This window comes from Pseudomonas sp. MG-9 (assembly GCF_018729515.1).
Taxonomy (GTDB): Bacteria; Pseudomonadota; Gammaproteobacteria; order Pseudomonadales; family Pseudomonadaceae; genus Aquipseudomonas; species Aquipseudomonas serboccidentalis.
Genome location: NZ_JAHHZH010000003.1, coordinates 475,976 through 490,954, shown reverse-complemented (window position 1 = coordinate 490,954; position 14,979 = coordinate 475,976). Strand labels below are relative to the sequence as shown.

11 protein-coding genes are annotated in these 14,979 nt (G+C 62.0%); 8 read left to right on the top strand and 3 right to left on the bottom strand.

Annotated elements, in window-relative coordinates:
- Window positions 1-47 precede the first annotated feature (47 nt).
- The 4 genes from KKQ10_RS10440 (at window position 48) to KKQ10_RS10425 (ending at window position 5,806) form a co-directional block, all read left to right on the top strand.
- A complete protein-coding gene (locus tag KKQ10_RS10440; protein ID WP_252191554.1) occupies window positions 48-1,286 on the top strand; it encodes an EAL domain-containing response regulator in 1,239 nt (412 codons plus the stop codon).
- A gap of 87 nt (window positions 1,287-1,373) precedes the next feature.
- Window positions 1,374-1,808 carry a chemotaxis protein CheY gene (locus tag KKQ10_RS10435; RefSeq protein WP_215501036.1) on the top strand — a complete coding sequence of 145 codons (435 nt, stop codon included), beginning with the start codon at window positions 1,374-1,376 and terminating at the stop codon, window positions 1,806-1,808.
- Window positions 1,809-1,952: 144 nt separating this feature from the next.
- Window positions 1,953-2,579, top strand: a complete 627-nt coding sequence (locus KKQ10_RS10430) for a response regulator transcription factor (protein WP_215501035.1) — start codon at window positions 1,953-1,955, stop codon at window positions 2,577-2,579.
- 8 nt (window positions 2,580-2,587) lie between these two features.
- On the top strand, window positions 2,588-5,806 hold the full coding sequence (locus tag KKQ10_RS10425) for a transporter substrate-binding domain-containing protein (RefSeq protein WP_215501034.1): 3,219 nt from the start codon (window positions 2,588-2,590) through the stop codon (window positions 5,804-5,806).
- 4 nt (window positions 5,807-5,810) lie between these two features.
- Here KKQ10_RS10425 and dkgB read toward each other — a convergent pair whose 3' ends face one another.
- Window positions 5,811-6,614, bottom strand: a complete 804-nt coding sequence (dkgB, locus tag KKQ10_RS10420) for a 2,5-didehydrogluconate reductase DkgB (protein WP_215501033.1) — start codon at window positions 6,612-6,614, stop codon at window positions 5,811-5,813.
- A 322-nt stretch (window positions 6,615-6,936) separates the two neighbouring features.
- Here dkgB and KKQ10_RS10415 point away from each other — a divergent pair, with 322 nt between their 5' ends.
- From KKQ10_RS10415 to KKQ10_RS10405, 3 genes are all read left to right on the top strand, one after another.
- Window positions 6,937-7,803, top strand: coding sequence for a pirin family protein (locus KKQ10_RS10415; RefSeq protein WP_127652133.1), 867 nt, complete (start codon window positions 6,937-6,939; stop codon window positions 7,801-7,803).
- Window positions 7,804-8,011: 208 nt separating this feature from the next.
- Complete coding sequence (locus tag KKQ10_RS10410) at window positions 8,012-9,454, top strand: mechanosensitive ion channel domain-containing protein (RefSeq protein ID WP_215501032.1); 1,443 nt, start codon at window positions 8,012-8,014, stop codon at window positions 9,452-9,454.
- 96 nt (window positions 9,455-9,550) lie between these two features.
- The gene (locus KKQ10_RS10405; protein ID WP_127652131.1) at window positions 9,551-9,991 is read left to right on the top strand and encodes a carboxymuconolactone decarboxylase family protein; all 441 of its coding nucleotides are present in this window, start codon (window positions 9,551-9,553) and stop codon (window positions 9,989-9,991) included.
- Between the two features lie 127 nt (window positions 9,992-10,118).
- Here the strand turns inward: KKQ10_RS10405 and KKQ10_RS10400 are convergent, their stop codons facing one another.
- Both KKQ10_RS10400 and KKQ10_RS10395 read right to left on the bottom strand, forming a co-directional pair.
- On the bottom strand, window positions 10,119-11,711 hold the full coding sequence (locus KKQ10_RS10400; RefSeq protein ID WP_215501031.1) for a DHA2 family efflux MFS transporter permease subunit: 1,593 nt from the start codon (window positions 11,709-11,711) through the stop codon (window positions 10,119-10,121).
- Window positions 11,708-12,829 (bottom strand): HlyD family secretion protein, encoded by a 1,122-nt coding sequence (locus KKQ10_RS10395; RefSeq protein ID WP_215501030.1) that lies wholly within the window; start codon window positions 12,827-12,829, stop codon window positions 11,708-11,710. Before KKQ10_RS10395 ends, KKQ10_RS10400 begins: the two co-directional genes overlap by 4 nt.
- Window positions 12,830-13,172: 343 nt before the next feature.
- Here KKQ10_RS10395 and KKQ10_RS10390 point away from each other — a divergent pair, with 343 nt between their 5' ends.
- A complete protein-coding gene (locus tag KKQ10_RS10390) occupies window positions 13,173-14,900 on the top strand; it encodes a ShlB/FhaC/HecB family hemolysin secretion/activation protein (protein WP_215501029.1) in 1,728 nt (575 codons plus the stop codon).
- The last annotated feature ends 79 nt before the right edge of the window (window positions 14,901-14,979 follow it).

The window sequence follows — 14,979 nt, the reverse complement described above, 5'->3', positions numbered from 1 at the left end:
TTCAGACCTTTCCTCGCGAGTTAAACGCTCAGGCAGCGGACACTCAGATGCCTTTCACCCACAACGAGCCCACCACCATGTCCAATCCGCCGCTTCGTATCCTGGTGCTTGAAGACCACCCGTTCCAGCGTTCGGTGGCAGTGAGCATGCTGCAGAACCTGGGTGGCCACCAGGTGTTCGAAGCCAGTGACGGCGCGCGGGCGCTGGCGCTGCTTGATGAGGTCGGCACGGTGGATATCGCCCTGTGCGACTTGCAGATGGACGGCATGGACGGCCTGGAATTCCTGCAACGGGTAGGGGCCTCGGGGCAAGTGAAGGCTGTGATCATCTGCAGTTCGTTGTCGGCGGATCTGCGTCGCGCGGTGCATCAGATGGTGACCTTGCTCGGCCTGGAGCTGTTGGGCGATGTCGGCAAACCGATGCACGCGCAAGTGTTGGCCGGGCTGTTGGACACGTTTATCGACAGGCCGGCCGTCACCGGCAGCCCGGCCGGGGCGGTGGTGCTGGCCAGTGAGGACTCGGTGCGTCAGGCGTTGGCCGCGCAGCAATTACAGGCCTGGTATCAACCCAAATTCAACCTGCGCACGGGAGAAGTCTGCGGGGTCGAGGTGCTCTGCCGCTGGCTGCACCCGACCCGGGGGATTATTGCTCCGGCGCAGTTCATGCCAGTGCTGGAGCGCTGCGGCTTGCTCGATGATTTGCTGTTTTCCCAGCTGGAGCAGGCGCTGAACTTGCACCAGAGTGCCCGGGCCCAGGGCTTTGCCCTGAACATGGCGTTCAATCTGCAAACCGTACAGTTGGCCAATCCAGGGCTGGCCAACACCCTTAAAACCACGCTGGCGCGGCATGCCGTGGCGGGTTCGAGCCTGACCTTCGAATTGACCGAAAGTGGCCTGCTCGAAGCGCCGGCCACCAGCCTGGAGACGCTGGTACGGCTGCGGATGATGGGCTGCCGCTTGTCCATCGATGACTTCGGTGCAGGGTTTTCCTCATTGCAACGTCTGTGTCAGTTGCCGTTCAACGAAATCAAACTCGACGCCGAGTTCATCCGCAGCCTTGAGCACGAGCCACGTTGCCGGGCGGCGATCAGCAGCACCCTGGCGCTGGGCGAGACGCTGGGCATGGCGGTGGTGATCGAAGGCATCGAAACCGATGCGCAGCGCCGTGAGTTGCTGGCACTGGGCTGCACCCAAGGGCAGGGCTACTGGTATGCACGGCCAATGGCCGGGGTCGATTTGTTGACGTGGCTGCAACGGCGCAACCATGGCAAAGGAACAGATGAATGAGCGGATTTTTAGGAAAGGTCCTACAGAGTTGTTCCAGCGCCATGCGTAATCTTGGCCCATCCACCCCTGACCTTCGGGAGATCGAGCATGATCAATAAAACCCTGCGCATCCTGATTGCCGATCCGCAGCATTTTCACCGGATGAAGGTCGAGCGCCTGTTCAACCACCTCGAATATTTTCGCATCGCCCCGGTGCAGAGCCTGCTGGAGTTGCTAACCCTGGTGGATTACGGCTGTGAGCCGTTCGACGCGGTGGTCATCAATGCCGAACTGGCGGCCGGCTCACTGGACCTGCCGGGCTTTTTCCTGAACAACCCGCATGTGCGTCATGTCCTGATCTACAACGAGCCTTCGGCCCCGGTGCAGACCCCGGCAGGCTTCGCTCAGGAAAACGTGCAGATCAGCCATGCCGTATTGCCCAACCTGGCAGCGATCAAGCACCTGATGGCCCGCGTCGATGTTCCACCGGTGTGCGCAGCGAACGTCTGGAACCCGGCCTCCGCCCTGCAGTGCCGGGCATAAGCACGGTTTGGCCTTTGCCGCAACTGTCAGATCTGACAGGTAGATCCCGCCGGGTTCCCGTGTAACAGTCATTGCGCAGCCACGGTGTCATGAGCAGCCGACGCCGGTGGTGCCTTCGACATGTTTTTTGCCCTGGGAGCCGTCATGAAGTCAGCGCTGGTCATCGACGATCATCCGGTGGTGCGCGCTGCCGTGAAACTCGTACTCGAAAGCGAACGATTCAAGGAGATTCACGAGGCGGCGAACGCCAGCGAAGCCATGGCGCTGAACCGTGAGCACAAACCAAAACTGGTGGTGCTCGACCTCAAGTTGCCGGGGATCAGCGGCCTGGAAGTGCTGGAACGGCTCAAGGCCAACGACCCCAGGTGCAAGGTGCTGATCTTCACCTCCCAGGAACCGCAGTATTATCAGGACCGCTGTCTGCGTGCCGGCGCCATGGGCTACGTGGCCAAAACCAACCAGCTGGTGCAATTGCACAAGGCAATCCAGGCGCTGATGTCGGGCTATTCCTATTTTGCGGCGCCGTCTGACAAGGACTATTCGTCGAACCCGTTGCACCGCAGCGAAAAACAAATGATCGACGCACTCTCCAATCGGGAGCTGAACATCTTTGAACAATTGGCGCAGGGCAAGGCCAACAAGTTGATCGCCGAAGACATGCACCTGAGCCATAAAACCGTCAGCACCTACAAAACCCGCTTGATGAAAAAGCTCAACGTGAAATCGTCCGTGCATTTGCGCGAATTCGCCAAACGTAATCATCTGATCTGAGCGAGCTGATGAATCCGCGAGGCTGGTGGTGTGCGTTGTGGTTGATCGTCACGCTCACCTGCCGGGCCAGTGAGCCGCCACAACGCCTGGAGCTGTTGACCCAGGCCGGACTGGACAATATCCACATCGCGCTCGACGAGCGCGACCGGCAATGGCTACGTCAGCATCCGCCATTGCGCATGGGCATTTCCGGCGCGGATTACCCGCCGTTCGAAATCACCCGCAACCAGCACGAGCTGGAAGGGCTCACCGCCGATTACGCCGACCTGCTGGCGCAACTGCTCGGTGTGCGCATCGACGTGCAACGCTACGCCAACCGCGAAGAGGTGATGGCCGCGCTCAAACGCGGCGAACTCGACCTGCTGGGGACCTCCAACAGCTTTGAACTGGCCGATCCGGACTTCGTCCTGTCGCGTCCCTACGCCGAAGATCAGCCGATGCTGGTGACCCGGCTTGACGAAACGTTGCCGGCGGATCTGACGGGCAAACGCATCGCCATGGTCGAGGACTATCTGCCGCTGGCCGGCGTGCAGGCGTTCTATCCCCTGGCCAATGTGCAGCGTTATCCCTCGGCGATGGATGCACTCGGGGCGGTAGCATTTGGGCTCGAGGATGGTTACCTGGGTGACTTGATCAGCGCCAATTACCTGATCAACACCAATTACCGCAATGACCTGCAACTGGCCGGGCCATCGGGCCTGGACGCCAACCCCTTCGGTTTCGCCCTGCTGCGCAGCGAGGTGCGCCTCAAACGCATCATCGACAAGGCGCTGACGGCGATTCCGATGGAGCGTCGTCAACTGATCGAACAACGCTGGAGCGCGGGGCGCGCACAAATGGCTACGCAGTCGCGAGTGCGCCTCAGTGCCAGCGAGCAGGACTGGCTGGAGCGGCATCCGCTGGTGCGGGTGGGGGTGATCGAGGATTTCGCGCCACTGAGTTTCTTTGATGCCGAGGGGCGCTTCAACGGGCTGTCGGCACAACTGCTCAGCCTGATCAGTCAGCGCACCGGGCTGCATTTCGAAGTGGTCCGGGGGCATTCGCTGGACCGCCAGATCGAACAGCTCAAGGCCGGCGAACTCGACCTGTTGCCGGTGGTGACGCCCAGCAGCGAGCGTGAAGCCGAGCTGCAATTCACCCGCGCGTACCTGAATAATCCGTTTGTGCTGATCAGTGCGACAGCGCCCCGCAGCCCGCGCCGCCTCGACGATCTGGCGGGCAGACGGCTGGCGATCTATCGCGGTCATCCGTTGCGCGACTACATGCTGCAGCGCGTGCCTGGGGTGCGTCTGGTGGAGGTCAGCAGCCCCGCCGAGGGCATGGAAATGATCGTCAAAGGCCAGGCTGATGCGACGGTCAGCTCGCTGCTGGTGGCGCGCTTTCTGATTGCCCGTCAGTTCCGCGAGCGCTTGCGCATCACCAACACCGTCGGCGATCAACCGGCTCGCATCGCTCTGGCTACCGCACCGCAGGCCACGGCGCTGCACACAATCCTGAACAAGGCACTGCTGAGCGTCGCGCCACAGCAAATGGACGAACTGGTCGAGCGCTGGAGTCATGATGTGGTGGTGGAGCAGAGCTATTGGTTGCGCCACCGCCGCGAGATTCTCCTGGGTTTTGCCGTGGCGGCGGGGTTGCTGGTGCTGGCATTGGCCTGGATCGGTTTTCAGCGCTGGCAGTTGCGTCAGCGTCAGCAATGGCTGCGCCAGTTGCAGCAAGCCAAGGACGCGGCTGACGATGCCAATCGGGCCAAGACCACCTTTCTGGCGACCATGAGCCATGAAATCCGCACGCCGATGAACGCATTGATCGGCATGCTTGAACTGGCGCTCAAACGTGCCGAGGAGGGCGTGACCGATCGCCTGGCGATTCAGGTCGCGTCCAGCGCCGGCCAGCAATTGCTCGCGCTGATCGGCGACATTCTCGACATCGCGCGCATCGAGTCAGGCCATCTTTCCCTTGTGCCGCAGCGGGCCAACCTGCGGGAACTGGTGAATACGGTGTGCCGGGTGTTCGAAGGGCTGGCGCGCCAGAAACACTTGGCGTGGCACATCGATCTGGATGAGCACAGTGACGTCGACGTGCTGATCGACCCGACCCGCTTCAAGCAAGTGCTGTCGAATCTGTTGAGCAACGCGATCAAGTTCACCGAGCACGGCCAGGTGAGCCTGCAATTGTCGGTGGCTGCAACGCCGCTCGGGCAGTTGGCCGTGACGCTGGTGATTGCCGACAGCGGCATTGGCATCAGCGCCGAAGACCGGCAGCGCCTGTTCAACCCGTTTGTCCAGGCCGGTAACCCTGGCCCGTCAGCGCGCAGCGGCTCGGGACTGGGGCTGGTAATCAGCCGCAGCCTCTGCGAAATGATGGGCGGCACGTTGCACCTGGACAGCACGCCCGGACACGGAACCCGGGTTGAACTCACGCTGCAGGTGCCGCGACTGGCTGCGCTCGAGCCCGAGGCGGCAGGCCCCGAGATCGCGGATAAACCCGCGCGCTCGCTGAGCGTGCTGGTGGTGGACGATAATCCGGTCAACCGTCTGCTGCTGTGCTGGCAACTGAGTGAACTGGGCCACCGCACGGTCGACCTTGACGACGGTGAGCAGGGCCTGGAGCGCTGGCGGGCACAACCGTTCGATGTGCTCATCACCGACTGCAACATGCCACGTCGCAACGGCTACGAGCTGGCTCGGGCAATCCGTGACGCCGAGGCCGCGAGCGGCCGGGCGCGTTGCCTGATCCTCGGTTTTACCGCCAATGCGCAGATCGAAGAGAAGGCCCGCTGTCTTGAGGCCGGCATGGATGATTGCCTGTTCAAACCGATCCGCCTGGCTGATCTGGCGCTGGCGTTACAAGGCGCCAGTCACCGCGAACATGAACACGAGCCAGACCAGACACGGGCGCTGACGGAACTCGACCTGAGCGCGCTGGAGCAAATGGCCGCTGGCAATCACGCAGTGATTCAAGGATTGCGAGAGCAAGTGTTGCGCAGTCTGCAGGACGATCTGCAACGGCTGGAGGATGTGCGCCATCCGCAGGACCTGAGCGGATTGCGCACGCTGGCGCATCACATCAAGGGTGGCGCGCAGATGGTCGGTGCCGCGCGATTGGCAGCAGCCTGTGCGGGTCTCGAACAGGCCTGCGCAGATGCTGAAACCCAAGCGGTCGAACGCTCGGTCGATGCGCTGCGCGAGGCCATGCTCGGCCTCGCGCAGCGACTTCGGGCCTGATTGCTCAATCCCACTGTGGGGCGATGCCTTTCGGGCTGGTCAGGCGCTGGCCGCGTTCCAGCGTGGCGATCAGCGCCATGTCGGCATCGCTCAGGGTCAGCGCGGTCGCGCCGAGGTTGCTTTGCAGGTTGGCGCGTTTGGTCGACGACGGAATCACCGCGTAGCCCAGTTGCATCGCCCAGGCCAGGGTGACTTGCGCCGGGGTGGCCTGCAGGCGTGCGGCGATCTGCTGGATCAGCGGATCCTTGAGCACTTCGCCGTAGGCGAGGGTCATGTACGAGGTGATCTGGATGCCCTGGCTTTGGGCGAACTCGACCACTTTGCGGTTCTGCAGGTACGGGTGCAGTTCGATCTGGTGGGTGGCGATGTTGTCGGCGCCGACCGCTGCGATCGCCTGTTGCATCAGCTCGATGGTGAAGTTGGACACACCGATCTGCCGGGTCAGGCCCAGGCGCTTGGCTTCGAGCAGCGCGCCCATGAATTCGGCGACCGGCACCTGGTCTTCCGGCGACGGCCAGTGGATCAGCGTCAGGTCCAGGTAATCGGTTTGCAGCTTGTGCAGGCTTTCCTTGAGGCTCTCGATCAGGCGCTCTTTGGCGAAGTTGGCGACCCAGATCTTGCTGGTGATGAACAGCTCGTCACGGGCGATGCCGCTGGCGGCGATGGCCTGGCCGACCTCGGCTTCGTTCTCGTAGATCTGCGCGGTGTCGATGACCCGGTACCCGAGCTCAAGCGCGGTGCTCACCGAATCGATGACCACCTGACCTTGCAGGCGAAACGTACCCAGACCAAAAGCGGGAACAGACATTGATGACTCCAGGGTTGCAGTGAGAATGGGCAGGAGTATCCGTGTCTGCTGCCTTGAGAAAAACCGTGGGTGGGACAAAGCACTGTTGAGCAGAAGTCATGAATCTTGTAGGAGCTGCGGAACGCTGCGATCTTTTGATCTTGTTTTATAAAGCCAAAAGATCGCAGCCTGCGGCAGCTCCTACAGGGGTTGTGGATCGCTCGCGAAGGGCGTACCACTGTTCTAAATATGGAACACTCAAGCCGATTTTTGCCGTCTAGTCCTCCGACCGTCATGGATTTAAGCTTAATCCATTGCGTCACCCACCTTTTTGGAGGCAACCATGAAAAACATCATCGGTATCTACACCAGCCCTCGCGGCCATTGGGTCGGCGATGGGTTCCCGGTTCGCACCCTGTTTTCCTACGACAACCTGGGTAAATACATCAGTCCGTTCCTGCTGCTCGATCACGCCGGACCTGCCGAGTTCACCCCGACCACCGAGCGTCGTGGTGTCGGCCAGCATCCGCATCGTGGTTTTGAAACCGTGACCATCGTCTACGACGGCGAGGTGCAGCACCGTGATTCCACCGGCAGTGGCGGCACCATCGGCCCCGGCGATGTGCAGTGGATGACCGCTGCGTCCGGCATCCTGCACGAAGAGTTTCACTCGGATGATTTCGCCAGAACCGGCGGCAAACTGGAAATGGTGCAGTTGTGGGTCAACCTGCCAGCCAAGGACAAAATGGCCGCGCCCGGTTATCAGACCATTCTGGATGGCGACATCCCGAATATTGCGCTGAAGGACGATGCGGGCCATCTGCGCCTGATCGCCGGTGAGTTCGATGGCCATAAAGGCCCGTCGCGCACGTTCACCCCGATCGATGTCTGGGACCTGCGGCTGAATGCCGGCAAATCGCTGACGCTGGATCTGCACGAAGGTCGCAATACCGCCCTGGTACTGCTGAAAGGTTCGGTCAGGATCAACGGTGGGGAAACCGCGCAGCAAGGGCAACTGGTGCTGTTCGAACGCGACGGTCGTCAGTTGACACTTGAGGCCAGCGCAGACGCGGTGGTGTTGCTGCTCAGCGGCGAGCCGATCGACGAACCGATCGTCGGTCACGGCCCGTTCGTGATGAACACCGAGCAGGAAATCCATCAGGCCTTCGCCGACTTCCAGTCCGGCCGTTTTGGCCAGATGCACGGCTAAAACCTACCCCTGTGGGAACGGGCTTGCTCGCGATGGCGGAGTAACAGTCGAAGCTGCTTTGACTGACACACCGCTTTCGCGAGCAAGCTCACTCCCACAGGGGTTTTTTCGTGTTTTTGTGCGCGCGTCCACCCTCTGAAATCAATTGCTCCTACACTTGCCCAATCTGTGCGATCTTCTCGCGATTGGCCCGTGTCGGAGTGGTTTGATGTTGTCTTTCTTGACCGAACATCCGTTGTTTTGCGCGTTGATCCTGATCCTCCTCGATCTGGGCCTGTGGCGGCTGATCAGCTCCCGTGGCAGTGAGTGGAAGCTGTTGGTGCGGGTGCTGATTTTCAGCCTGTTCAGCGCAGTGCTGTTCAACGAAGGCCTCAACCCGATGGAGCCAGCGCCGTGGGCCGACAACGTGCCGCTGCACCTGGCGGCGACCGGGTTGCAGATCGGCTGGTGGCTGTTCGGCGCGCGCACCCTGACCGTGCTGATCGGCGCGGTGATGATGCAGCGGGTCGGGCACACCGGGCGGCTGTTGCAGGATCTGCTCGGGGCGGTGATCTTCCTGATCGCGATCATTGCCGCGCTGGCTTACGTGCTGGATCTGCCGGTCAAAGGCGTGCTGGCGACGTCCGGGGCCTTGGCGATCATCGTCGGTCTGGCGTTGCAGAGCACCCTGAGCGATGTGTTCTCCGGGATCGTGCTCAACACCACCAAGCCGTATCAGATCGATGACTGGATCTCCATCGACGGCACCGAAGGCCGGGTCATCGACATCGACTGGCGCGCCACGCGGCTGCAAACCAGTCAGGGCAGCATGGCGGTGATTCCCAACTCGCTGGCGGCCAAGGCCAAGATCATCAACTTCAGCCGACCGAGCAACATGTTCGGCCTTGCTGTCAGTGTGCAGGTCAGCCCGCATGCGCGACCGACCACCGTGCTTGAGGCGCTGGAGAGGGCGATGCAGGGTTGCCGTCCGCTGCTGGACAATCCCTCGCCGAGCGTGGCACTGAAAAGCTCCAGCAGCACGGGCGTCGAATACGAAATCAGCGGCTTCGTGTCATCGATGGACCAGAAACGTCCGGTGCGCAATCAGTTGTTCGATCTGGCCTATCGGCACTTGCAGGCGTCCGGAGTCAATCTGTTGTCGAGCGTGGAGCCGAATGTGCCGAGCGATCTGTCACGGCCACGGGCGCTGCTCGACAGTTCGCCGATTTTCTCCACCCTGCGCCAGGAAGAGAAAGACACCTTCAGCCAGAACATGACCCTGCAAACCTTCCGTGCCGGCGAGACGATTCTGCAAGCCGGGGAGGTCAGCGATCATTTGTTCATCATCGAATCCGGTGTGGTCACCGTGACCCTGGCCCGCCATGGCAGCCCGTTCGAGTCCGGGCGCATGGGGCCGGGGGAGGTGATCGGCGAGGCCGGCATTCTGTCCGACTCGTCGGTGCCGGCCATGTTCGCCGCGAAAACCTTCTGTGCGCTGTACCGCATCGAGAAGACCTACCTCAAGCCATGCCTGGATGCCCGCCACGACATCAACGAGGCGATGAAGGCCTTGCTCGATTACCGCTTGCACAAGGCCCAGACGCTGACTCAGGACGTGCCGAGCGTGGTGGCGAAAACCGGGTTTCTGCAGTGGCTGCGTAATCGGGTGTGACGCGGTGGTCTACTCGACTTCCGGGAGATTGGCTATTTGTCCGGGGCCGGTGCGGGACTACCTTAATCACACATTCACTGGCCCCGGAAACTCACCATGCAAGCTCGTACCGATTTCTACACCGCTTCCCCAGACGCCCTGAAAGCGATGATCGCGCTGGAAACCGCGGTCTCGAAACTGCCGCTGGAAAAGACCCTGATCGAACTGGTCAAGCTGCGTGCTTCGCAGATCAACGGCTGCGCGTTCTGCATCGACATGCACACTGCCGATGCGATCAAGGGCGGCGAGACCCCGCGCCGGCTGTTCGCGGTGACCGCATGGCGTGAAGCGCCGTTCTTCACCGAGCGTGAACGCGCGGCACTGTTGTGGACCGAATCGTTGACCCAATTGAGCCTGACTCACGCCCCGGACGAAGATTACGAAGTCGTCGCCGCGCAATTCACGCCCAAGGAAATGGTCGACCTGAGCGTGGCGATCAACACCATCAACAGCTGGAACCGCCTGGCGGTGGGCTTCCGTAAAACCCCGCAACTCTGAAGCCATACATAACCCCTGTAGGAGCTGCCGCTGGCTGCGATCCTTTGATCTTGTTTTTAAAAATCAAAGTCAAAAGATCGCAGCCTGCGGCAGCTCCTACAGGGGCGGGTCGTTTTGGAAACCTGGATCAATGCGCATCCGCACTCGGCGCAGCCGGTGGTTGCACCTTGCGCATCAAGGGCACCATCGCCGTGGCGATGATGAAGCACAGCATGATCATCAAGAAGGTGTCGCCGTAGGTCTGGGTCTGCGCCTCGCGGTAGGTCAGCAGCCACAGTTGATGCAGGCCGGCGGTGACGCCGACGTCACCGCTCTGGCCCAGCGTCGCGAGGTTGCCGGAGACCTGCGCCAGCCACTGGTTCATCGCCTCGTTACGGCTGTTCAGATGCTCGGCCAAACGAGTGAAGTGCAGGTTGGTGCGGTCATTGAGAATGGTGGCGCAGGCGGCAATGCCGATGGCCCCTCCAAGGTTGCGCATCAGGTTGAACAGGCCCGAGGCGTGCTTCAGTCGCGCCGGTGCCAACCCGCCCAGCGTCAGTGTCACTGCCGGCGGCACCGCCAGTTGCTGGGCAATCCCGCGCAGCGCTTGCGGCAGCATCAACTGCCCGGCACCCCAGTCGTGGGTGATGGGACTGAATTCCCACATCGACACTGCAAACAATCCGAGCCCGATCATCATGATCCAGCGCAAATCCATGCGATTGGCGAGAAAGGCGTACAGCGGAATCGCCATGATCTGGAACACCCCGGTGGAAAAAACCGCCAGTCCAATATCCAGCGCGCTGTAACCGCGCACCCGTCCGAGAAACAGCGGCGTCAGGTAAATCGTCGCGAACAGGCCAATCCCGGTGACAAAGGAAAAGAAGCAGCCCAGCGCAAAATTGCGATCCTTGAGGGCGCGCAGATCGACGATCGGATTGGCCACGGACAACGTGCGCCCGATAAAGGCCAGCCCCGCCAGACCGCTGATCCACGCCGTGGTCAGAATCGTTTGATCGCTGAACCAGTTCCAGCGCGGGCCTTCTTCGAGGGTGTATTCCAGGCAGCCGAGAAACAGCGCGAGAAACACCATGCTCAGGTAGTCCGCGCCTTTGAGCAGCGACAGTTCCGGCTGGTCGATCTTCACCAGCATCGGCACTGCCACGGCGACGAAAATGCCCGGCACCAGGTTGATGTAGAACAGCCAGTGCCACGAGGAAATATCAGTGATCCAGCCGCCGATCACCGGGCCCAATGTCGGCGCCAGCGACGCCACCGCTCCGATGGTTGCAGCGGCAATCACCCGTTGTTTGCCGGTGAAGAAAAAGAACGCGGTGGTGAACACCAGCGGGATCATCGAACCGCCGAGAAAGCCCTGCAGCGCACGAAAGGCGATCATGCTCTGGATGTTCCAGGCTACCCCGCAGAGCAGGCTGGCCAGGGTGAAGCCAACCGCCGAGGCGCAGAACAGCCAGCGTGTGGAGAACACCCGCGACAGCCAGCCCGACAGCGGGATCACGATGATTTCGGCGATCAGGTAACTGGTCTGCACCCACGCGGTTTCGTCGGTGCCGGCCGAGAGTCCGCCGCCGATGTCACGCAGCGACGCCGAGACGATCTGGATGTCCAGCAGCGCGATGAACATGCCGATGCACATCGTGGCGAAGGCGAAGACCTTGGTCGCGGTCGCCATGTCCGCCGCATTGAACGGTTGCGCCGGGGCGGCGAGGCTGGTGCTCATGGCGCGACGGCCACGGCGCTGGTTTCAGTGGGCGCGCGAGTGTCGACCTCAGCGGTCACCGACAGCCCCGGCCGCAGATGGCCGAGCACGCCGTCGGCCGGGTCGAGCAGGATCCGCACCGGCACCCGCTGGACGATTTTGGTGAAGTTGCCGGTGGCGTTCTCCGGGGGCAGCACGCTGAATTGCGAACCGGTGGCGGGGGCGAGGCTGTCGAGGTGGCCGTGGAATTCCTGGCCGGAGAGCACGTCGGCGCGGATGCTCACGCGTTGTCCGGGACGCATTCTGGCAAGCTGGTCTTCCTTGAAATTGGCATCGACCCACAGGCCACTGGCCGGCACCACCGACAACTGCTGCGAACCGGCCTGGGCGTAGGCGCCGACTCGCGCGCGGCGGTTGCCGATCACCCCATCGACCGGCGCGCGCAGTTCGGTGTAGCCGAGATTCAACTGCGCCAGATCACGCTCGGCCCGGGCTTGTTGCAGGGCGGCGCGGGCCTGTTGTTTCTGGGTATCGATCACCGCCAGTTGGCGTTGTGCGGCGAGCAGTTCGGCCTGGGCGCGGGCACTCAGGGCCTGGGCAGTCTTGAAGGTGGCGTCGGCACGCTGGGCGCTTTCCACCGACACGGCATTGGTGCTCACCAGCCGTTTGTAGCGCGCGTTGTCGTCCCGCGAGCGGGCGGTTTCGGCACCGGCCGCATCGATGCCGGCACGGGCCTGGCCGATCACCGCTTGCTGCAGTTGTTCGGTGGCGTCGAGGTTGGCCAGCAGCGCTTGTTCGGCGGCGACTGCGCCTTCGGCTTTGGCGAGGTTGGCGCGATAGTCCCGCGCGTCGAGGCGGATCAGCACGTCGCCGGCCTTCACCGACTGGTTGTCGCTGACCAGCACTTCTTCGATGTACCCGGCGACCTTCGGCCCGATCACCGTGACGTCGCCACCAATGTAGGCATCGTCGGTCTCTTCCAGAAATCGCCCGGTGCCCCACCAGTGAGCGGCGTACACCCCGGCAACTACCAAGATAATCAGGCCGACGCCGGGCAATAACAGGCGTTTGCGCAGCGGTGGTCTGGCAGGGGTGACCGTAGCAGACAGGTCGGGCTCAAGGGTGGGCATACTGGTCATGGCGTCATACCTGTGGAAACGGGTCGTTATTACGGATGTAATATGACGTGAGTAATATTTTGTGGCAATTGAATTTTCATGCCAATCGTCAGTTGCCCGCTGGGGCTCAGGGTTTGGAGCGGTTTCGCTGGACGACGGCCACCCGTAATACAGGCCAGGTATTGGAGAGCGCAATGAACGCCCTCGGGGAAACCCTGAGGGCGTGATGTTGAACACAGCAAAATCAAATGTTTAAGAAATGTAAGCGCTGTAGGAAGCGTCTTGCATTTGTGTAGGAAGGCTCTGACTATCACTCGCATTGATGAGGTGGCATTACGCCATTTTATGATTGCAAGGATGTTGCGTGCCGTATTCGCTTCGCGCTGTATTTCGTCGTCGTTCCACGCGTTGCCCGCTGTTGTCGGCCTTGTTGTTGAGTGTGTGTGCCTCCTCGCTTCAAGCCGCTGACCCTGTCGCACCGGGCCAGGAGGTGCTGCGCCAGCAGCAACAGCAACAGCGCGATCTGCAACAACTTCAGATTGAACAACGCAAGCGCCAACTGGAGCGCGGCGCGTTCGGCCCGGCGCCTGCCACCCCGGCGATCCCGCAGACGGTCGCCCCCGATGAGCGCTGTTGGCCGCTAAGCGGCACGCGCATCGGCGGCGTCACTTTGATCGACAGCGCCAAACTCAACGCGCGGATCAAACCGCTGCTGGCACCGTGCATGGGCGTCGGCCAGATCAATCATCTGCTGGCGACCATCACTGCGATCTACGTCAAGCAGGGTTACATCGCCAGCCGCCCGTACCTGTTGAGTGCGCCTGCGGCGGGGCAGTCGCTGGACATCATGATCGACGAGGGCTACATCGAGTCCATCGAGCTGGCCGACCAGAGCCTGCCGGTGTCGCTGGGCGGCGCGTTCCCGCATATGCTCGGCCAGCCGTTGAACCTGCGCGATCTGGAGCAGGGGCTGGACCAGTTGAACCGCTTGCGTTCGATTGACCTGACTGCCGACATCGCCCCCGGCAGCCAGCCCGGCGCGTCGCGGATCATCCTGCGTTCGCGCACCTCAGGGCAGTCGCGCTGGGCCCTGGGATTGGGCATGGACAACCTCGGCAGCGCCAGCACCGGGCGTGATCGCGATACCGTCAGCCTGAGCCTCGACAGCCCGCTGCAACTCAACGATCTGCTGAGTCTCAGTGCCAGCGACACGTTGAATCAGGGTGACCGCTACAACCGCAACGCGAGCCTGTATTACGCGATTCCCTACGGCTACTGGACCTACAGCGTGTTCGCCAGCCACGCTGAATACCGCGCGCCGTTCAAACTGCCCAGCGTGACCTTTCACAGCACCGGCATCACCGATCAACTGAGCCTGCGCGCCGACCGCGTGTTGTGGCGCGACCAGAGCCGCCAGCTCAGCGCCAACCTGCAGCTGGCGCACAAAGACGTCGACAGCTATCTGGAGAATGCCCGCCTGGGCATTCAGAGCCCGACCCTGACGGTGGCCGAAGCCGGACTCAATCTGTTCTGGCTCGACCGTGCGGTGTGGAACCTCGATTTCACCTACTCGCAAGGTTTGCGCTGGCTGGGCGCCGACGACGATGGCGATCATCAAGTCAACAACCTGCCCAAGGCGCAATTTCGCAAGTACCGCGCCGGCCTCAGCCAATGGCGCAACGGCCAGTTCGGCGCGCAGGCCTGGCAGTGGCAGAGCCAGCTCAATCTGCAATACAGCCCCGACCCGTTGCCGGCCATCGAACAGTTGCTCGGCACCGACGATTCGGCGGTGCGCGGCTATCGGGTCAGCAGCGCATCTGGCGCCAGCGGCGCGATCTGGCGCAACACCTTGCGCCTGCCACTGCGCAGCGATTGGCCGGTGCAGATCACCCCGCGCGTGGGCCTGGACAACGGTTGGCTCAAGGCCGACCACGGCGCTCAAGGCCAACGCCTGAGCGGCGCCAGCGTCGGGCTGAATCTGGGCTGGAAGAATCTGCAAGTGGACGTCGATTACCAACGCGCCCTCAACACCCCCAACGGTTTGCAACATGAGCCGCAGACCTGGCTGATGCGCGTGGGGTTGCAGATATGAGCACCACCGAGACTCATCAAGCAGTGAACAAACAGCCGTCGGATCTGAGCGCGACAGCCACGGCCAAGACTAAATCGCG